This window comes from Kitasatospora sp. NPDC058444, from assembly GCF_042721415.1.
In the GTDB taxonomy this organism is placed as follows: domain Bacteria; phylum Actinomycetota; class Actinomycetes; order Streptomycetales; family Streptomycetaceae; genus Kitasatospora.
In genome coordinates, this window is record NZ_JBHXLL010000028.1 from 99184 (window position 1) to 118609 (window position 19426).

At 73.2% G+C, this 19426-nt stretch carries 19 protein-coding genes; 15 read left to right on the forward strand and 4 right to left on the reverse strand.

The annotated features are described in order from the left end of the window. The first annotated feature begins 2 nt into the window (after window positions 1–2). The 3 genes from ACFWP2_RS26335 to ACFWP2_RS26345 all read left to right on the forward strand — a co-directional run bounded on the left by ACFWP2_RS26335 (window position 3) and on the right by ACFWP2_RS26345 (window position 3522). Window positions 3–1460 carry an aldehyde dehydrogenase family protein gene (locus ACFWP2_RS26335; RefSeq protein ID WP_380455627.1) on the forward strand — a complete coding sequence of 486 codons (1458 nt, stop codon included), beginning with the start codon at window positions 3–5 and terminating at the stop codon, window positions 1458–1460. A gap of 7 nt (window positions 1461–1467) precedes the next feature. Continuing rightward, window positions 1468–2268, forward strand: coding sequence for a 3-oxoacyl-ACP reductase (locus ACFWP2_RS26340; RefSeq protein WP_380455629.1), 801 nt, complete (start codon window positions 1468–1470; stop codon window positions 2266–2268). Between the two features lie 108 nt (window positions 2269–2376). Beyond that, window positions 2377–3522 carry a DUF2510 domain-containing protein gene (locus tag ACFWP2_RS26345; RefSeq protein WP_380455631.1) on the forward strand — a complete coding sequence of 382 codons (1146 nt, stop codon included), beginning with the start codon at window positions 2377–2379 and terminating at the stop codon, window positions 3520–3522. A 140-nt stretch (window positions 3523–3662) separates the two neighbouring features. On the opposite strand, the gene ACFWP2_RS26350 is transcribed toward ACFWP2_RS26345, so the two are convergent. The 3 genes from ACFWP2_RS26350 to ACFWP2_RS26360 form a co-directional block, all read right to left on the reverse strand. Beyond that, a complete protein-coding gene (locus tag ACFWP2_RS26350; protein WP_380455633.1) occupies window positions 3663–4577 on the reverse strand; it encodes a lytic polysaccharide monooxygenase in 915 nt (304 codons plus the stop codon). Between the two features lie 242 nt (window positions 4578–4819). Next, window positions 4820–5230: a hypothetical protein gene (locus ACFWP2_RS26355; protein ID WP_380455635.1), complete on the reverse strand. Its 411-nt coding sequence runs from the start codon at window positions 5228–5230 to the stop codon at window positions 4820–4822. A gap of 59 nt (window positions 5231–5289) precedes the next feature. Then, window positions 5290–6513: an amino acid deaminase/aldolase gene (locus tag ACFWP2_RS26360; RefSeq protein WP_380455637.1), complete on the reverse strand. Its 1224-nt coding sequence runs from the start codon at window positions 6511–6513 to the stop codon at window positions 5290–5292. Window positions 6514–6604: 91 nt separating this feature from the next. Here ACFWP2_RS26360 and ACFWP2_RS26365 point away from each other — a divergent pair, with 91 nt between their 5' ends. Continuing rightward, window positions 6605–7378: an SseB family protein gene (locus ACFWP2_RS26365; RefSeq protein ID WP_380455639.1), complete on the forward strand. Its 774-nt coding sequence runs from the start codon at window positions 6605–6607 to the stop codon at window positions 7376–7378. 48 nt (window positions 7379–7426) lie between these two features. Here ACFWP2_RS26365 and ACFWP2_RS26370 read toward each other — a convergent pair whose 3' ends face one another. Beyond that, the gene (locus ACFWP2_RS26370) at window positions 7427–7804 is read right to left on the reverse strand and encodes a DUF1844 domain-containing protein (protein ID WP_316520291.1); all 378 of its coding nucleotides are present in this window, start codon (window positions 7802–7804) and stop codon (window positions 7427–7429) included. A 440-nt stretch (window positions 7805–8244) separates the two neighbouring features. Here ACFWP2_RS26370 and infC point away from each other — a divergent pair, with 440 nt between their 5' ends. The 11 genes from infC to ACFWP2_RS26425 all read left to right on the forward strand — a co-directional run bounded on the left by infC (window position 8245) and on the right by ACFWP2_RS26425 (window position 19298). Beyond that, window positions 8245–8985 carry a translation initiation factor IF-3 gene (gene infC, locus ACFWP2_RS26375; RefSeq protein WP_380455679.1) on the forward strand — a complete coding sequence of 247 codons (741 nt, stop codon included), beginning with the start codon at window positions 8245–8247 and terminating at the stop codon, window positions 8983–8985. Between the two features lie 143 nt (window positions 8986–9128). Then, window positions 9129–9323 carry a 50S ribosomal protein L35 gene (gene rpmI / locus ACFWP2_RS26380; protein WP_030055648.1) on the forward strand — a complete coding sequence of 65 codons (195 nt, stop codon included), beginning with the start codon at window positions 9129–9131 and terminating at the stop codon, window positions 9321–9323. A gap of 109 nt (window positions 9324–9432) precedes the next feature. Next, complete coding sequence (rplT, locus tag ACFWP2_RS26385) at window positions 9433–9828, forward strand: 50S ribosomal protein L20 (RefSeq protein ID WP_030055649.1); 396 nt, start codon at window positions 9433–9435, stop codon at window positions 9826–9828. Between the two features lie 98 nt (window positions 9829–9926). Then, window positions 9927–10793, forward strand: a complete 867-nt coding sequence (locus tag ACFWP2_RS26390; protein ID WP_380455642.1) for a TrmH family RNA methyltransferase — start codon at window positions 9927–9929, stop codon at window positions 10791–10793. 173 nt (window positions 10794–10966) lie between these two features. Beyond that, window positions 10967–12070: an ATP-binding protein gene (locus ACFWP2_RS26395; RefSeq protein ID WP_380455644.1), complete on the forward strand. Its 1104-nt coding sequence runs from the start codon at window positions 10967–10969 to the stop codon at window positions 12068–12070. A gap of 205 nt (window positions 12071–12275) precedes the next feature. Next, window positions 12276–13397, forward strand: coding sequence for a phenylalanine--tRNA ligase subunit alpha (pheS, locus tag ACFWP2_RS26400; protein WP_380455646.1), 1122 nt, complete (start codon window positions 12276–12278; stop codon window positions 13395–13397). After that, the gene (pheT, locus tag ACFWP2_RS26405; RefSeq protein WP_380455649.1) at window positions 13397–15898 is read left to right on the forward strand and encodes a phenylalanine--tRNA ligase subunit beta; all 2502 of its coding nucleotides are present in this window, start codon (window positions 13397–13399) and stop codon (window positions 15896–15898) included. Before pheS ends, pheT begins: the two co-directional genes overlap by 1 nt. Window positions 15899–16007: 109 nt before the next feature. Further along, a complete protein-coding gene (locus tag ACFWP2_RS26410; RefSeq protein ID WP_380455651.1) occupies window positions 16008–16445 on the forward strand; it encodes a GntR family transcriptional regulator in 438 nt (145 codons plus the stop codon). Further along, complete coding sequence (locus ACFWP2_RS26415) at window positions 16445–17371, forward strand: ATP-binding cassette domain-containing protein (protein WP_380455653.1); 927 nt, start codon at window positions 16445–16447, stop codon at window positions 17369–17371. Before ACFWP2_RS26410 ends, ACFWP2_RS26415 begins: the two co-directional genes overlap by 1 nt. Continuing rightward, window positions 17368–18333, forward strand: coding sequence for an ABC transporter permease subunit (locus tag ACFWP2_RS26420; protein WP_380455655.1), 966 nt, complete (start codon window positions 17368–17370; stop codon window positions 18331–18333). Before ACFWP2_RS26415 ends, ACFWP2_RS26420 begins: the two co-directional genes overlap by 4 nt. A gap of 122 nt (window positions 18334–18455) precedes the next feature. After that, window positions 18456–19298, forward strand: coding sequence for a chitosanase (locus tag ACFWP2_RS26425; protein ID WP_380455657.1), 843 nt, complete (start codon window positions 18456–18458; stop codon window positions 19296–19298). Window positions 19299–19426 lie beyond the last annotated feature (128 nt).

Here is a 19426-nt window from a genome sequence, read left to right on the forward strand (position 1 = left end):
CCATGACCGAGCCCACCGTAGGCCCCGAGCCGGGTCCGAGCCCCGGGAGCGGCGCCGAGTCCACCGCGCGCCCCGGGAGCGGCGCCGAGCCGGCCCCGAGCCCCGGGAGCAGCACCGTCCGCAACCCCGCCACCGGCGAGGTGCTCGCCACCGTCCCCGACACCACCCCCGAACAGCTGGACGCCGCCGTCCGGCGGGCGGTGGCGGCCCAGACCGGCTGGGCCGCGCTCGCCCCCGGCGAACGCGCCCGGCTGCTGCGCCGGTTCGCCGACCAGGTCGAGGTGCACGTCCCCGAGCTGGCCGCCCTGGAGGTGGACGAGGCCGGCCACGTCCTGGCCACCGCCCGCTGGGAGGCGGGCAACGTGCGGGACCTGCTGGAGTACGCGGCCGGGGGAGTGGAGCGGCTGACCGGACGGCAGATCCCGGTGGCGGGCGGCCTGGACGTGACCTTCCACGAGCCGGTCGGCGTGGTCGGGGTGATCGCACCGTGGAACTTCCCGATGCCGATCGCCGCCTGGGGCTTCGCCCCCGCCCTGGCGGCCGGCAACGCCGTCCTGCTCAAGCCCGCCGAGGCCACCCCGTTGACCGCTCTGCGGCTGGCCGAGCTCGCCCTCGCGGCGGGCCTGCCCGAGGGCCTGTTCCAGGTCGTCCCCGGCGTGGGCGCCACCACCGGCCGGGCCCTGGTGGACCATCCGGCCGTCCGCAAGATCGTCTTCACCGGCTCGACCGTCGTCGGCAAGGAGGTCGCCGCCCGCTGCGCGGCCCGCGCCAAGCGGGTCACCCTGGAGCTCGGCGGAAAGAGCCCCAGCATCGTCTTCGCCGACGCCGACCTGGCCCGCGCCGCCGATCCGATGTCCTTCGCCGACAACAGCGGCCAGGACTGCTGCGCCCGCAGCCGGATCCTGGTCCAGCGCGAGGTGTACGAGGACTTCCTCGCCCACCTGCTGCCCGCCGTCGAGACCCTGCGCACCGGCGACCCGACCGACCCGCAGACCCGGCTCGGCCCGCTGATCTCGGCCGCCCAGGTCCGCCGGGTCGCCTCCTACCTCACCCCCGACCTGCCGGTGCTCGCCCGCGGCAAGATCCCGGACGGGCCCGGCTACTGGTACCCGCCGACGGTGATCGCCCCCGAGGACCCGCAGGTCCCGGCCGTCACCGAGGAGATCTTCGGCCCGGTCGCCGCCGTCCTGCCGTTCACCGACGAGGCCGACGCGCTGCGCCTGGCCAACGCCACCCGCTACGGCCTGTCGGGCTCGATCTGGACCCGGGACGTCGGCCGCGCGCTGCGCCTGGCCCGGGGCGTACGGGCGGGCAACCTGTCGGTCAACTCGCACTCCTCGGTGCGCTACTGGACGCCCTTCGGCGGCTACGGCGAGTCCGGGGTGGGGCGCGAGCTCGGCCCGGACGCGCTGCGCCACTTCACCGAGACCAAGAACGTCTTCATCCACAGCGAGGAGTGACAGCCCGATGAGCGAGAAGCACGCCGCGCGGGACGAGGTGGTCTGCCGCCGGCTGGTCGGCCGTACCGCGGTGGTCACCGGCGCCGGCAGCGGGATCGGTCTGGCCGCCGCCCGCCGGCTCGCCTCGGAGGGGGCGAAGGTGGTCTGCGCGGACCTCGACGAGGAGACCGGGCGGGCCGCCGCCAAGGAGGTCGGCGGGCTGTTCGTGCACACCGACGTCACCGACCCGTACATGGTCGAGGCGCTGTTCGACGAGGCGTACGAGACCTGCGGCAGCGTGGACGTCGCGTTCAACAACGCCGGCATCTCGCCGCCGGAGGACGACTCGATCCTGACCACCGGGCTGGACGCCTGGCGCAGGGTCCAGGAGGTCAACCTGACCTCTGTCTACCTGTGCTGCAAGGCCGCGCTGCCGTACATGCGCCGGCACGGGCGGGGCTCGATCATCAACACCGCCAGCTTCGTGGCCCGGATGGGCGCGGCCACCTCGCAGATCTCCTACACCGCCTCCAAGGGCGGAGTGCTGGCGATGTCCCGCGAGCTGGGCGTGCAGTTCGCCCGGGAGGGCATCCGGGTCAACGCGCTCTCGCCCGGACCGGTGGACACCCCGCTGCTGCGCGAGCTGTTCGCCGCGGACCCGGAGCGGGCCGCCCGCCGGCTGGTGCACATCCCGCTCGGCCGGTTCGCCCGGGCCGAGGAGATCGCGGCCGCGGTGGCCTTCCTGGCCAGCGACGACTCCTCCTTCATCACGGCGAGCGAGTTCCTGGTGGACGGCGGCATCTCCGGGGCGTACGTCACCCCGCTGTAGCCGCCGAACGCCCGCGCGCCGGGGTTCTCACCGGAATCTCATCGAAAACGGCGGGAATTTCCGGCTGCGCTGATTTCGCGTTTATCCGGCTGCCTTTAGATTCTCTGTGTGAGCGAGCAGATTCCCGCCGGGTGGTACCCGGACCCCAAGGACACCACCAGCGACCCGAGGCCGCAGCGGTGGTGGGACGGCAAGGGCTGGACGGCCTCCACCCGGCCCGCACCCTCGGACGCCCCGGCGGTGGACGCCCCGGCGGCGGCCGCTCGGGCGGCGGAGCCGACCGCCGCCGCGGCCCCGGAGCCGGGAGCGGCCGAGCAGCCCAGGGTGCTGGAGGGCGAGGTGCTGGAGAGCGGCCCGACCGTCCGCTACCCGGAGCCGCCGCCGTTCGGCGTCGCCTACGGCGAGGCCGCCGGGCCGCCGCGCAAGGCCCGGCGCAAGCCCTCCAAGCTGGTACTGGCGACCACCCTCGCCGCCCTGCTCGGCCTGGGCGCCGGCGCGGGGATCACCTACCTCGCGATGGACGGCCACGGGGACCGCGCCCCGCGCAGCGCCCGCCCGGTCCCGCAGGGCGGGCACGGCCCGTGGGGCGGCGTCCCGGACTTCAGCGACCCCGGCAACGGCGGCAACGGCGGGAACGGCGGGAACGGGAACGGGAACGGGGACGGCAAGGGCGGCGGGAGCGGCAACGGCGGCGGCAGGACCCGCCCGAGCGCCGACCAGGCGATCGACGTGGTCAACCGGCTCACCCTGCCGGTCCCGGACGGCTGGGAGGCCGGCACCACCGACAAGGGCTACGCCATGCTCACCGTCGGCTCGTACACCTGCGCGGACGGCAAGGGCGAGTGCTCCCTCGGCGGGGTGAACACCGGCCGGATCGACGGCGGCGGCACCGACGCCCAGGCGGCGGCCAAGACCGACATCGAGGCGGCCGCCAAGGACTCGTACGGCGAGATCACCGGGCATCAGGAGCTCAAGTCCGAGGCCGTGAAGGTCAACGGCCAGGACGGCTACCTGGTCCGCTGGAAGGTGGACGCGCCCAAGGGCAACAACGGCTACGTGCAGACCGTGGTCTTCCCGTCCGCCGACGGGAAGTCACTGGTCTCGGTGCACTTCGGCTTCGACATCGCCGACAAGGCGCCGGACGTCGCGGTGATGGACACCGTCGTCAAGGGCATCACGGCGTACAAGGGCAAGCTGCCGAACCTCCCCGGGCTGCCCGGGACGGGCGGCGGCCCCGGGGGTACCACCACCTGAGCCCCGCGCTCCTCACACGGCGGCGGCCCACCCGGGAGGGAGAACCCCCGGGTGGGCCGCCGCCGTTCGCCGCCGTGCGGGGTGGTGCCACAGGGGCCGGGCCGGACGGGGGTGTGCCGGCCCGGCCCCCGCGCCCGGCGTCAGGAGTCGCGTCGAACAGCCTCGACGCGACGGCGCCGGAGCACCATGCCGGCCCAGCCGACGCCGATCGCGGCAGCGCCCGCGAGCAGCAGCGGGCCGGTGGCCGAGGTGCCGCCCACGGCCGCGGAGGCGGTCGGGACCACCTGGCCGGCCGGGGAGTCCGGGTCCCCGCCGTGGCCGTGGTGGGCGACCGTGGACTTGGAGGCGTCGGCCGCGATCTGGGCGTCGCTCGGGGCGGCCGGGGCCTGGGCGGCGAGCGCCGACACGGCCGTGGTGGAGGCGCCGAAGTCGACGTCGGAGCAGGAGTAGAAGGCCTCCGGGCTGTCGCTGCGCTGCCACACCGTGTACAGGACCTGACGGCCGGTGCGCTGCGGCAGGGTGCCGGAGTAGGTGTAGGACCCGTTGACGGCGTTGCGGTCGACCTGCACCTTGGCCACCGGGGCCGGGTCGAGGTCCGACCACTTCAGCGCCTTGGTGGGGTCGTAGCCCGCCTTGGTGATGTAGACCGTCTGGGTGCCGACGTGCGGCGCGGTGGTGCGGAACTGGAAGGTGAAGGCACCGGCCTTCACCGCGGTGGCCGGCCAGTCGGTGCGCGGCCAGTCCAGCGCCGCGTACTTGTCGCGGTTGGCCGAGCAGAGCTTGCCGTCCGGGATCAGCGCCTGGTGGTTGCCGTTGGCGTTGGCGATGTTGACCTCGTTCCAGTCGTACAGCGGCTGGGTGCCGCTCGCGGCGACGAGGTCCTTGCAGACCTGGGACACCGGGTGCTCGGGGCCCTCGGCGTAGCAGGCCGCGACCCGGCTGACGGGGTTGGTCATCGTGCCGTGGGCGCTGGCGGTGCCGGCGGTGGCACCGGCCACCGCGAGGAACGCGGCGCCGATCACGCCGACGGACAGGGCACTTCGCTTGATGGACATGGGGTGGGGACTCCTTGACCGTCGTTCCGGGCGAGTGTGGGGGAGCGGGCACGCCTGCCCGCTCGGGAGCCGCCGGCCCGGCGCGCGGCCCCCGGGCCAGAGCGTAGGATTGGTCTGGACCAGATGGCAATAGCCGCGCGTGCTGTGCTTGTTGACGGACTGTAGGCCCCCGAGCAGCACAAAGGCCCGACGGACGGCTGTGGTTAGCCGTTCCATCGGGCCCCGTTAAGGCTCCGGAAAGGTCAGAAGTTCAGGCTGCCGTTGATCGTGTGGGCCTGGACGACCTTGCCGTGGATCTTGGCGTTCCCGCTGATCTCGTTGTGCACCGTGCTGCCGGGCTGGTCGGCCGGCTCCGGTGCGAACTCCGCCAGGATCGCCTGGAGTTCGGCCACCATTGCCTGGTCGTTGGCCAGCAGCCGGCGCAGCTTCGGCTCCCACTCGCCACGGGCGCTCAGGGCGGCGGACTCGCGGCCTTCCTCCGGCGCCGCGACCAGCTCGGCCTGGGTTTCGTCCAGTTCTTCCGAGATCGACTCCGCCCTGCGGCCGAACATCGCCGCAACGCGCGGCTTCACCCGTTCCCAGGCCGAGGTGACCATGAGACCGGCCAGCATTGCCGCGCCCTGGGTGGCGATGTCAGTGAACTCGGGGTCCATGCTGCTCCCTTGTCGTACCGCAGTGTCGGCACCACGGTAGGGCAAAGGCGGACGAAGCGTCAGAGGAAGGTCTTCCCCTCGCCCCGGTACGTCGGCACGGTCCGGACGATCCGGTCGCCCTCGATCAGGTGCAGCTCGGCGAAGCGTTCGCACAGCTCGCCCGCCTTGGCGTGCCGGAACCAGACCCGGTCGCCGATCAGCAGGTCGTCCGCGGCCGAGCCGAGCAGCGGGGTCTGCACCTCCCCGGCGCCCTCCATCGGGTCGTAGCGCAGCCCGGCCGGCAGGTACGGCACCGGCGAGCGGTCCGGGCCGGCCGCGCCGGAGGCCGGGTAGCCGCCGCCGAGGACGGTCACCACGCCGAGGCCGGGGCGGCGCACCACCGGCTGGCCGAAGAGCGCGGCCGGGCGGCCCCGGAAGGAGCGGTAGTTGTCGAACAGCTGCGGCTGGTAGAGCCCGGAGCCGGCCGCGACCTCGGTGACGGCGCGTTCGGCCACGGTGGACTCCACGCTGCCGGTGCCGCCGCCGTTGACGAACTCCAGGTCGGCGACCTGCCGCAGCCGCCGGACCGCCGCCGCGCGCCGCTCGGCCAGCTCGGTCCTGGCCGTGGCCTGCATCAGCCGGATCAGCCGCGAGCGCACCGGCCGCCCGGGCACCCGGTCGCCGACCCCGGCGACGTGCCCCTCGTACGCCATCAGGCCGACCACCCGGAAGCCCCGGCGACGCTGGACGAGCTCGGCGAAGGCGCCGAGGTCCTCGGGGGTGCGCAGCGGCGAGCGCCGGGCGCCCACCCGGACCCGGCCGCCGAGCAGGTGCAGCGAGGTGTCCAGCTCCAGGCAGACCCGCACCTCGGCGTCGCCGCCGCGGGCCTCGTCGATCAGGTCCAGCTGGGCCGGGTCGTCCAGCACGACGGTGATCTCGCGGGCGGCCTCCGGGTCGGCGGTGAGCTCGGCGAAGCCGGCCCGGTCGGCGGAGGGGTAGGCGAGCAGGATGTCGCGGACGCCGGTGCGGGCCAGCCAGAGCGACTCCTCCAGGGTGAAGCTCATCACCCCGAGGAAGCCGTCCACGGCCAGCGCCCGTTCCAGCAGCGCCCGGCAGCGGATCGACTTGCTGGCCAGCCGGATCGGCTTGCCGCCCGCCCGGCGGACCAGGTCGGCGGCGTTCGCGTCGAAGGCGGCGAGGTCCACGACGGCCACCGGCCCGTCCAGGTGGGCGGTGGCGCGGTCGTACCGGAGGCGGTCGGAGACCGGGGCGGGCGCGGGCGCGGGCGCGTCGAGGATCACCATGGCCGCAGGGTGCCACACCGCGCTACCGGTGGGTAGGTGTCGCGTGCAGGGAAATGGGGCCGCTCGGGCGCGGTGGCATAGGGTCGGGCGGGTGGACCGCAAAGACTTCTCCAACCCGGCGTTCGTCGGCAAGAGCATCCCGAATCCCGGCTTCTCCGACGACGACGGCACCGCCGACCCGGCGCTCACCGAGGCCCTCGCGCGCTGGTCGCAGGACCGCTCGGCCGAGCCGGAGGTGCTGGCGGCGCTGACCCCCACCCGGCTGATGGTCCCGATCGTCGCCATCCTCGGCGAGGTCGAGGTGGACGCGCACGGGCACCGGCACGAGAAGACCAGCGACATGGCCGTCCCGGTGCTGGAGGCCCCGGACGGGCGCCGCGCGCTGCCGGCCTTCACCTCGCTGGAGACGCTGGCCCGCTGGCGCGCCGACGCCCGCCCGGCGCCGACGGCGGCCCCGCAGGCCGCGATGGTGGCCTTCTCGGAGCGGGCCGACACCCTGCTGGTCGACCCGGCCGGGCCGGTGGCGTTCCAGCTGAGCGGCGCCCGGCTGCGGGCGCTGGCGGAGAACCGTCCGTTCCTGCCGCCGGCCCTCGACCCGGAGGTGCGCGAGGCGGTGCGCGGGCTGCTGGCGGCCGAGCCGCAGGTGGTCATCGGGCTGCTGGAGGCGTCGGAGGGCTCGGACGGAGTGGTCGTGGTGGTGTTCGACCCGGCGCTGGACCATCCGGGGATGGTGGAGGTCGTCCAGCGGCTCGGGCAGGCGGTGGCCGCCGACCCGGTGCTGCGGGTGCGGTTGGACCTGGGGCTGGAACTCGCGGTGCTGCCGGCCGGCGCGGAGCTGCCGGGGGAGCCGCTCCACCAGCGCTGAAAGAGCGGGAGGCCCGACCCACGTGGGTCGGGCCTCCCGCGTCCGGTCTCAGGAGTAGACCGGCCCGGTGAACTTCTCGCCCGGCCCCGCGCCCGGGGCGTCCGGCACGATGGAGGCCTCGCGGAACGCGAGCTGGAGCGAGCGCAGCCCGTCCCGCAGCGGCGCGGCGTGGAAGTTGCTGATCTCCGGGGCGCCGGCGGTGACCAGCCCGGCCAGGGCGGTGATCAGCTTGCGGGCCTCGTCCAGGTCCTTGTCCTTCTCGCCGCCCTCGGCGAGACCGCACTTGACGGCCGCGGCGCTCATCAGGTGCACCGCGACGGTGGTGATCACCTCGACGGCCGGGACCTCGGCGATGTCGCGGGTGAGGTCGTCGAAGCCGATCGCGTCGTCGTCAGCGCCGGGGTTCTGGGTGGGCTCGCTGCTCAAGGGTGGCTCGTTCCGTTGTGCCGTGTGGGTACACGTGGAGCGTACAAGGGGCTCCGCGGAGGGGCGGAATAGCGTTCGACCCCCCGACGCTGTAAGCTTCGAGACTGACCGGCCGGGATCCCGTATGGGCACTCGGCCAGCAAGTGGAGGCTCCACTGAGGAGGCCCGAGAGGGCAACCGCGAAAGTCTCCCACCTGATCGGCTTCACGGTCGACGGGTCCCGGTCCGCGACGGGCGCCTTGGCGCCGAGTCGCCGCAGCGCCCCTCACCGGGCGCCCCGGTTGTGTGGAGCCCCGCTTGTACCGAGCGGGGCTTTTTTCGTGTGGCGGTGTACGTACCGGACAGCGCAGCACGAATGAAGCCCCGCCCAGTGGTCGAGTCCACTACGTGCGACCGCCGTCCGACGGCCGCATCGCAGAAGGTGCAACCGAGGAGGCCCCATCAGCACCGAGCCCCGCATCAACGACCGGATTCGCGTCCCCGAGGTGCGACTCGTCGGTCCCAGCGGCGAGCAGGTCGGCATCGTGCCGCTTGCCAAGGCGCTGGAGCTCGCGCAGGAGTACGACCTCGACCTGGTCGAGGTCGCGGCGACCGCCCGGCCGCCGGTGTGCAAGCTCATGGACTACGGCAAGTTCAAGTACGAGTCGGCCATGAAGGCCCGTGAGGCGCGCAAGAACCAGGCGCACACGGTCATCAAGGAGATGAAGCTCCGGCCGAAGATCGACCCGCACGACTATGACACCAAGAAGGGTCACGTCGTCCGGTTCCTCAAGCAGGGCGACAAGGTCAAGATCACGATCATGTTCCGCGGTCGTGAGCAGTCCCGCCCCGAGCTGGGCTTCCGTCTGCTCCAGCGGCTCGCCGACGACGTCCAGGACCTGGGCTTCGTCGAGTCCTCGCCGAAGCAGGACGGCCGCAACATGATCATGGTCCTTGGCCCGCACAAGAAGAAGACCGAGGCGATGGCCGAGGCCCGCGCCCTCGCGGACGCCCGCAAGGCCGAGCGTCAGGGCCGCACCGTCGGCTCCGACGCCACTGCGGAGATCGAGGACGAGGACGTCGTGACCGAGGTCGAGGACGTCGAGGACGTCGCGACCGAGGCGCAGGACGCCCCGGCCGAGGAGCCGGCCGTCGAGGCCGACGCTCCGGTCGAGGAGCCGGCCGCCTCCCAGGGCGCCTGAGCCTTCACCGGCCAGGAGGGCCCGGGAGACCGGCCCACAGGGTGACGGGGCGTCCCGCCCGGTCACCGCAGATCCATCCAGTTCACGCCCGCGTGGCAGCCGCCGCGCGGGCGTGGACGGGACCGACGAGGAGATACGGCGAAATGCCGAAGCAGAAGACGCACAGTGGCGCCAGCAAGCGCTTCAAGATCAGTGGCTCTGGCAAGGTGCTGCGCGAGCGCGCCGGCCGCCGCCACCTCCTGGAGCACAAGCCCTCGACGCTGACCCGCAAGCTGGCCGGGACGGTCGAGCTGGCCCCCGCTGACGCCAAGAAGATCAAGAAGCTTCTCGGCAAGTGATCGCGCTCCCGCCCGGTGCGAGCCGCGAGCGGGACAGCTGATCCTTCCCGACCCATTCGAATGACGGACCACGTGAAGTAGTCCGTGGTCCAACCCAAGGAGTAATCAAGTGGCACGCGTCAAGCGGGCAGTCAACGCCCACAAGAAGCGCCGGGTCATCCTGGAGCGCGCCAGCGGCTACCGTGGCCAGCGTTCGCGCCTGTACCGCAAGGCCAAGGAGCAGGTCACCCACTCGCTGGTCTACAACTTCAACGACCGCAAGAAGCGCAAGGGCGACTTCCGTCAGCTGTGGATCCAGCGCATCAACGCTGCGGCCCGTGCCAACGGCATCACCTACAACCGCTTCGTGCAGGGCCTGAAGGCCGCCAGCGTCGAGATCGACCGCAAGATGCTGGCCGACCTGGCCGTCAACGACCCGGGTGCGTTCGCCTCCCTGGTCGAGGTCGCCCAGAAGGCGCTGCCGGCCGACGTGAACGCCCCGAAGGCCGCCGCCGACGCCGCCTGATCTTCCGAGATCGGTTGAGCTCTGACCGGACCCGCAGGCTCTCCTGCGGGTCCGGTCCTGCTTTTCCCCCTCCTTCAGCGCCTCCGGAGAACGAGACCATGCCGAGCACCGACACCCCCCTGCTGACCTCCCTGCGCTCGCCGCGCGTCGTGGCCGCCCGCCGGCTGGCCAAGCGCAACCAGCGCAGCAAGGAGCGCCGCTTCCTGGCCGAGGGCCCGCAGGCCGTCCGGGAGGCCATCGCCTTCGGCAGGCTGCCGGGCACCGGTGAGCACGCCGTGGTCGAGGTCTACGCGACCCCGGAGGCCGCCGAGCGGCACGCCGGCATCGTCGAGGCCGCCCTGGCCGAGGGGCTGCCGGTGCTGACCGCCACCGACGAGGTGATCGCCGAGATCTGCGACACGGTGACGCCGCAGGGCATCGTGGCGCTCTGCCGCTTCATCGACACCCCGTTCGCCGAGGTGCTCAAGGCCCGCCCGAAGCTGGTCGCGATCCTCGCCCACGTGCGCGACCCCGGGAACGCCGGCACCGTGCTGCGCACCGCCGACGCGGCCGGTGCGGACGCCGTGGTGCTCACCGACGCCTCGGTGGACCTCTACAACCCGAAGGCCGTCCGGGCCTCCGTGGGCAGCCTGTTCCACCTGCCGGTGGCGGTCGGGGTGCCGGTCGAGGAGGCCGTCGGCCGGCTGCGCGAGGCCGGCGTCCGGGTGCTCGCCGCGGACGGCGCGGGGGAGCGCGACCTGGACCAGGAGCTGGACGAGGGCACCCTGGGGGCGCCCGGCGCGTGGGTGTTCGGCAACGAGGCGTGGGGGCTTCCGGAGGAGACCCGCGCGCTCACCGACGAGGTCGTGCGCGTCCCGATCCACGGGCACGCCGAGAGCCTCAACCTGGCCACCGCGGCGGCCGTCTGCCTGTACGCCTCGGCCCGCGCCCAGCGTTCGCCCGGCGGCTGCCGCTCGAACGCCTGACGCACCCGGGGCGTGTCCTGCGGGTCCTTGCCGGGTGCGCGGCGGATCCCGGCGGACACGCCCCGGGGCGCGTGGGGATCACTCCCCTGCAAGCCCTACTGCGGGCGCCTGGGAGGCGCTAGGGTCTGCCTCGGTGGGGGGAACGGCACGGTGGGTAATCGGGGAGGCAACCCATGGTCGGCAGCGGGCCCGAGCTCGACCCGGACGACCTGCCGGACGGCCTGGTGGTCGCCGACGCGCTGGGCCGGGTGGTCTGCTTCAACCGGGCCGCGGCCCGGCTCACCGGCGTGCTCCCGCAGGCCGCGCTCGGCAGCGGGCTGGAGGACGTCCTCCCGCTGGAGGACCTGGACGGCCGCCGCTGGTGGCAGCTGACCGACCCGTACGGCGGGCTGGCCATCCGCACCCGCCAGCCGGAGCGCAACCTGCTGCTGCCCGGGGGGCGCGAGGTGCTGGTCTCCGCCCGGTACGTGCGCAGCGCGCCGGGCGGGCCGCTGGAGCGCCTGGTGATCGCCCTGCGCGGTACCGAGGCCCGGCGCCGCACCGAGCGCAGCCACGCCGAGCTGATCGCCACCGTGGCGCACGAGCTGCGCTCCCCGCTCACCAGCGTCAAGGGCTTCACGGCGACGCTGCTGGCCAAGTGGGAGCGGTTCACCGACGGGCAGAAGCGGCTGATGCTGGAGACCGTGGACGCGGACGCCGACCGGGTCACCCGGCTGATCGCCGAGCTGCTGGACATCTCCCGGATCGACTCCGGCCGGCTGGAGCTGCGCAAGCAGGTGGTCGACCTGGCCGCGGCGGTGCGCCGGCACGTCGAGCGCAAGGTCGCCACCGGCATCCCCGAGGACCGCTTCGACATCCGGGTCGGCGAACCGCTGACCGTCCTGTGGGCCGACCCGGACAAGGTCGACCAGGTGCTGGCCAACCTGCTGGAAAATGCGGTGCGGCACGGTGAGGGAACTGTCACGATCGAGGTGGCACCGGCCAAGGAGGTCGTCGAGGCGCCCGTCTGGGAACGCAACGGCACCCCGCCCCGCATCGTGGAAGGCACAGCGGTCACCGTGAGCGACGAAGGCAGCGGGATCCCCGAGGAGTCGATGCCGCGCGTCTTCACCCGCTTCTGGCGCGGGTCCAAGCGCGGCGGTACGGGCCTGGGCCTCTACATCGTCAAGGGCATCGTGGAGGCCCACGGCGGCTCGATCCGCGTCGACCGCGCGCCCGGCGGCGGCGCCCGGTTCCGATTCATCCTGCCCGCCGGGGTGCCCGACTTCATGCTCTGATCCGTGCCCGGAAGGCCTCCGGAAGTCATCCGGAACCCGTCCGGAAGGCATGCGGAAGGCATGCGGTGAGCTTCGGAGCAGGTCGGACCTCGTTCCCCGGGACGGGCTTCGCGGCAGCGGTGATACCCGCTGCGACTACACTCGACCTTTGGCGTTGGCCCAAAGACCTTGAGCACGGACGAGCAGGAGCACGGGAAAGATAGAGATGTCGGCACCCAACAAGTCGTACGACCCGGTCGAGGTCGAGGCCCTCAAGCCCGAGGTGGTGGAGCAGGCGCGGGACGAGGCGATCGCCGCGTTCGCCGCCGCCGGCTCCCTGGACGAGCTGAAGCAGGCGAAGGTCGCCCACACCGGCGACCGCTCCGCGCTCTCGCTCGCCAATCGCGAGATCGGCGCCCTGCCCCCGCATGCCAAGGCGGCCACCGGAAAGCTGATCGGCCAGGCCCGCGGGGCCGTCAACCAGGCCCTCGCCAAGCGGCAGGCCGAGCTGGAGGCGGAGCGTGACGCCCGCGTGCTGGTCGAGGAGGCGGTGGACGTCACACTGCCGTACGACCGCGCCCCGCGCGGCGCCCGGCACCCGCTGACCACCATGGCCGAGCGCATCGAGGACACCTTCGTCGCGATGGGCTACCAGGTCGCCGAGGGCCCCGAGGTCGAGGCCGAGTGGCTCAACTTCGACGCCCTCAACCTGGGCCCGGACCACCCGGCCCGCTCGATGCAGGACACCTTCTTCGTCCAGGCCCCGGACGGCTCCGCCGACTCCGGCGTGGTGCTGCGCACCCAGACCTCCCCGGTCCAGGCCCGCACCATGCTCGACCGCGAGCCCCCCATCTACGTGGTCTGCCCGGGCCGGGTCTACCGGACCGACGAGCTGGACGCCACCCACACCCCGGTCTTCCGGCAGGTCGAGGGCCTCGCGGTGGACGAGGGCATCACCTTCGCCGACCTCAAGGGCACCATCGAGGTGCTGGTCGAGAAGCTGATCGGCGGCGGCCTGGAGCTGCGCTGGCGCCCGTCCTACTTCCCGTTCACCGAGCCGAGCGCGGAGATCGACCTCCAGTGCTTCGTGTGCCGCGGTGCGAGCGTCGGCAACCCGGACCGGCCGTGCCGGACCTGCTCCTCCGAGGGCTGGATCGAGCTCGGCGGCTGCGGCGTGGTCAACCCGCGGGTGCTGGTCGCCTGCGGCGTCGACCCCAACCGCTACAGCGGGTTCGCCTTCGGCCTGGGCCTGGAGCGGATCCTGATGAATCGTCACAACGTCGCCGACATGCGCGACATGGTCGAGGGTGACGTCCGCTTCACCCTCCCGTTCGGGATGGAGATCTGATGCGCGTCCCGCTTTCCTGGCTGCGCGAGTACGTCGACCTGCCGGCCGGCGAGACCGGCCGTGACGTCGCGGAGCGCCTGGTCCGGGCCGGCCTGGAGGTCGAGACCGTCGAGCAGATCGGCACCGACCTCAAGGGCCCGCTGGTGGTCGGCGAGGTGCTCTCCATCGAGGAGCTGTCCGGCTTCAAGAAGCCGATCCGGCACTGCTTCGTGAACGTCGGCGACGCCAACGGCACCGGTGAGCCGCAGGAGATCGTCTGCGGCGCGACCAACTTCGCCGTCGGCGACAAGGTCGTGGTCGTGCTCCCGGGCGCCGTGCTGCCCGGCCCGTTCCCGATCGCGGCCCGCAAGACCTACGGCCACACCTCGGCCGGCATGATCTGCTCCGCCCGCGAGCTGGGCATGGGCGACGACCACAACGGCATCATCGTGCTCCCGCCGGAGTTCGAGCCCGGCACCGACGCCATCGAGCTGCTCCAGCTCGTCGACGAGGTGCTCGACATCGCCGTCACCCCGGACCGCGGCTACTGCCTGTCCATGCGCGGCGTGGCCCGCGAGGCCGCCGCCGCGTACGGGCTGCCGCTGGCCGACCCGGCGCTGCTCGACGTGCCGCCGGCGAACTCCTTCGGCTACCTGGTGAAGGTCAACGACCAGGCCGGCTGCGACCGCTTCGTGGCCCGCACGGTCGTCGGCGTCGACCCGAACGCCAAGTCCCCGATCTGGCTCCAGCGCCGGCTCCAGAAGTCGGGCATCCGCCCGATCTCGCTGACCGTCGACATCACCAACTACGTGATGCTGGAGGTCGGCCAGCCGCTGCACGCCTACGACAAGCAGCGCGTGGCCGGCCCGATCGTCGTCCGCCGGGCGGAGCCGGGCGAGAGCCTCACCACCCTCGACGGCGTCGAGCGCAAGCTCTCCGCCGAGGACCTGCTGATCTGCGACAACAGCGGCCCGATCGGCCTGGCCGGTGTGATGGGCGGTGCCTCCACCGAGATCCTCGACCCGGCCGCCGGCCCGGGCACCACCGAGGTGATCATCGAGGCCGCGCACTTCGACGCGGTCGCCATCGCCCGCAGCGCCAAGCGGCACAAGCTGCCCTCCGAGGCGTCCAAGCGCTTCGAGCGCGGCGTCGACCCGGAGGCCGCCCGCGCCGCCGCGCAGCGCGCCGTCGACCTGCTGGTCCTGATCGCCGGCGGCACCGCCGAGGCCGGGGTCACCGACATCGCCGCCCCGCACCCGGTGCGCACCATCACCATCGCCGCCGACCTGCCCGACCGGGTGGCCGGCACCGCGTACGGCCGCGAGACCGTCACCCGGCGCCTGCAGGAGATCGGCTGCTCGGTCGCCGGGGCCGACGTCCTGGAGGTCACCCCGCCGACCTGGCGTCCCGACCTCACCGACCCGTACGACCTCGCCGAGGAGGTCATCCGGCTGGAGGGCTACGACAACGTCCCCGCCCGGATGCCGAACGTCCCCCCGGGCAAGGGCCTGACCGAGGCCCAGCGGGTGAACCGCCGGATCGGCGTGGCGCTGGCCGCGGCCGGCTACGTCGAGGTCAACAACTACCCGTTCCTCGGCGAGACCGCCTTCGAGGCGCTCGGCCTGGAGGCGGACGACCGGCGCCGCCGCACGGTGAAGCTGGTCAACCCGCTGAACGACGAGGAGCCGGCGCTGCGCACCACGCTGCTGCCGGGCCTGCTCGGCGCGCTGCGCCGCAACGTCGGCCGGGGCAACACCGACCTGGCGATCTTCGAGACCGGCACCGTCTTCCTGCCCAAGGACGACCTAAGCGTGGCCCCGCGTCCGGCGGTCGACCACCGGCCCAGCGACGAGGAGCTGGCCGCGCTGGACGCCGCGCTGCCGGACCAGCCGCGCCGGATCGCCGTCGCCCTCGCGGGTGAGCGGCTGCCGTCGGGCTGGTGGGGCAAGGGCGCCCAGGCCTCCTGGGCGGACGCCGTCGAGGCGGCCCGCACGGTGGCCCGGGCGGCCGGCATCGAGCTGACCGTCCGCCAGGGCCAGCTGGCCCCGTGGCACCCGGGCCGCTGCGCCGAGCTGCTGGTGGCCGGCACCGACCGGGTGGTCGGCCACGCCGGTGAGCTGCACCCGCGGGTGGTCAAGGCGCTCGGGCTCCCGGCCCGCACCGCCGCGATGGAGATCGACATCGACCTGCTCACCGCCGACGGCGCCGAGCGGGTCGGCGGCCCGACCGTCTCCGGTTTCCCGGTGGCGACCCAGGACGTCGCGCTGATCGTCGACACCGCCGTCCCGGCCGCCGAGGTCGAGGCCGCGCTGCGCTCCGGCGCGGGCGAGCTGCTGGAGGCCATCCGGCTGTTCGACGTGTTCACCGGCGAGCAGGTCGGCGAGGGCAAGAAGTCGCTGGCCTACGCGCTGCGCTTCCGTGCCGTCGACCGCACGCTGACCGCCGACGAGGCGAGCGCCGCCCGCGAGGCGGCCGTCGCCGAGGCCGTCGCCCGTACGGGCGCGGTGCTGCGCGGCGCCTGATCCGGTAGCGCCCTGGCAGGGCCCCGCCGCGGACCACGAGGTCCGCGGCGGGGCCCTTTCCGTTTTCTTGGGTTGACGATGACTCAGTCCGTCGTTTATCTCTTTACCTATGGAAGTAGATAAAGACGACGACCAGCCCTCGCCCATCGAGTTCCGCCTGGACCCGGCCTCCGGCGTCCCGACCTACCTGCAGCTCGTGCAGCAGGTCGAACAGGCGCTGCGGATGGGCTGGTTGACGGAGGGGGACCGGCTGCCGCGGGTGCGCGAGGTGGTGGCCGGACTGGCGATCAACCCGAACACCGTGCTCAAGGCCTACCGCGAGCTGGAGCACCGCGGTCTCGCGGTCGGCCGAAGGGGTCAGGGCACCTTCGTCCGGGGCCTGCCCGCCGGGGTGGTGCCGCTGCGCGAGCGGGCCGCGCTGCGCCGCGGGCTGCTGGACTGGATGCGCTCGGCGCGGACCGCCGGGCTGGACGAGGAGGGGATGGCCGCGGTGTTCGAGGACGCGCTGCGCGATCTGCGCGAGGGTCGGGACGGGGTGGTGGCCTGATGGCCGCGGACACGGTGATCGACTGCGCCGGGCTCGGCAAGCGCTACCGCCGCTCCTGGGCGCTGCGGGACTGCCGGCTGGCCGTCCCCGCCGGGCACGTGGTGGCCCTGGTCGGCCCGAACGGCGCCGGCAAGACCACACTGCTCAGCCTGGCCGCCGGACTGACCCTGCCCAGCGAGGGCGCGATGACCGTACTCGGCGACCAACGGCCCGGCTCGCCCCGGGCGTTGGACCGGATTGGCTTCGTCGCCCAGAACGCCGCGCTCTACCCGGGCCTGCCGGTGCGCGACCTGCTCGCGATGGGCCGCCACCTCAACCGCCGCTGGGACGAGGCCCGGGCCCGGACCCACCTGGACGGCCTCGGCATCCCGCTGGACCGCCGGTACGGCCGCCTCTCCGGCGGTCAGCAGGCCCAGGTGTCCCTGGCCCTGGCGCTCGCCAAGCGCCCCGAACTCCTGCTGCTGGACGAGCCGTTGGCCGCCCTCGACCCGCTCGCCCGGCACGACTTCATGGCCGTGCTGCTGACCGCCGTGGCCGAGGACGGGCTGTCGGTGGTGTTCTCCTCGCACGCCGTCAACGAGCTGCGGCAGAGCTGCGACTACCTGGTGGTGCTCGGAGGCGGCCGGGTGCAGGTCGCGGGGGAAGTGGACGACCTGCTGGGCGACCACCGGATGCTCACCGGCCCGACCGCCGAGGCCGACCTGGTCGCCGGGCAGCTGCCGGTGGTCCGTGACCGCCGGGCCGGCGCCCAGTCCCACCTGCTGGTCCGCACCGGCGGCGTGGACGCCCCGGTCTCCGACGGCTGGCGCCAACAGCGCATCGGGCTGGAGGAGTTGGTGCTCGCCTACCTGCGCGAGCCGGCCGCTTCCGCCCTCCCCGGCCCGCGCGGGTCCGTCCGTCCGAACGAGAAGGTACTGCTGCCGTGAGCTCCGTGATCCTCGCGCCGCCCCGCTCCGCCGTCCTGCGGGCGGCCGGGTTGCGCCACCGGCCCGCGCTGCGGACGCTGTTGGGCGTCCTCGCCGGGCTGCTCCTGCTGCTGGCCGTCACCGGGTACTACCTCCACGCGGGGCTCGACCGCTCCGGTGCGGCCGGGTGCGACATGGCGCTGCGGAGCTGCAACGACCGCTGGAAGGAGTTCCTGCGCGCGTACGGTCCCGAGCTGATGGTCGGCGGGAACGTGGTCTACTTCCTGGGCGGCGCCCTCGGGGCCTTCGTCGGATCTCCGCTGCTGGCACGGGAGTTCGAGCACGGCACGGTGCGCTTCGCCTGGACCCAGGGCGCCGGGCGCACCCGCTGGACGGTCGGCGGGCTGGTGGTCGTCGGCAGTGTGCTGGCGGTCGCGACGGCCGTGACGGCGGCGGTGCTCAACTGGTGGATCTCGCCGATGGCGGCCCACGGGGGCCGGTTCACCCCGCTGGTGTTCACCAGTGCCCCGCCCGCGCTGGTCGGCCGGGTGCTGCTGGTCTTCGCGCTGTCCGCGCTCGCGGGTGCGGTGCTGCGGCGGACGGTGGTGGCGCTGGGGATCGGGGTGGTGGCCTCGGTGGTGACCACCCTGGTCGCCGAGTCGCTGCGCTTCCACTACCGCGCGCCGCTGGAGGACACCCTGCACACGCTCGCCCAGACCTCGCTCGACCACCGCTGGGAGGGCGGCCTGTGGGTCACCGACCCGGCGGGGAACCGGCTCGGCCTCGGCCGGCTCTACGACCTGGGCGGCGACTACTACGGGGCCCAGAAGCTGCTGGGCGAGGGCGGCTACTCGCTGCACGAGTCCTACCAGCCGGACAGCCGGTTCTGGTCCTTCCAGTTCATCGAGTTCGGCTGGACGGCCCTGCTCGCCGTGGCCCTGTGCGGGACGGCGGTCTGGTGGGTCCGGCGCCGGGCGGTCTGACCTGCGGGTCCGTAGATCGCTTGAAGAGGTTCCGTCAAAACCCTTGCGGGAGTGCGGCTCCAGGGTTTTTCCTACTTCTCGTTAGGAAAGTTTCCTAACGCATCGAGGAATCGGAGCGTCCCATGCGCCCTCAGCCCCGTCGTGCCCTCCGCATCGCCCTCGCCGCCGCCCTGGTGGCCGCGCCGCTCACCGTCGCGGCCACCTCGGCGGCCCAGGCCGCCCCGTCGCCGGCCGCCGCCGTCCAGCTCAAGGGGGTCGGGCTGGACGACCCGCACAAGAAGGACATCGCCATGCAGCTGGTGTCCAGCGCGGAGAACTCGTCGCTGGACTGGAAGGCCCAGTACAAGTACATCGAGGACATCAAGGACGGCCGCGGCTACACCGCCGGCATCATCGGCTTCTGCTCCGGCACCGGTGACATGCTGGAGCTGGTCCAGCACTACACCGACCTCAAGCCCGGCAACATCCTGGCCAAGTACCTGCCGGCCCTGAAGAAGGTCAACGGCACCGAGTCGCACTCCGGCCTCGGCTCCGCGTTCGAGAAGGACTGGGCCACCGCCGCCAAGGACAGCGTCTTCCAGCAGGCCCAGAACGACGAGCGCGACCGGGTGTACTTCAACCCCGCCGTCCAGCAGGCCAAGAGCGACGGCCTGCGCGCGCTCGGCCAGTTCGCCTACTACGACGCCATCGTCATGCACGGCCCGGGCAACAGCTCCGACAGCTTCGGCGGCATCCGCGCCGCCGCCATGAAGAAGGCCAAGACGCCCGCCCAGGGCGGCGACGAGGCCACCTACCTCAAGGCCTTCCTGGACGCCCGCAAGGTCGTCATGAAGAAGGAGGAGGCGCACTCGGACACCAGCCGGGTCGACACCGAGCAGACGGTCTTCCTCAACGCCAGGAACTTCGACCTCAACCCGCCGCTGAAGTGGAAGGTCTACGGCGACAGCTACACCATCAACAGCTGACGCGACGCCACGCGGTGGGGCCCGGGGGGCGGGTGAACGGCCCCGGGGCCCCCCCCAGTGGGCGCCGCGGGTGTTGGGGGGGGCGGGTGTTGTTGTGGGGGGTATAACAAAAAGGACGAGGCCCCGCA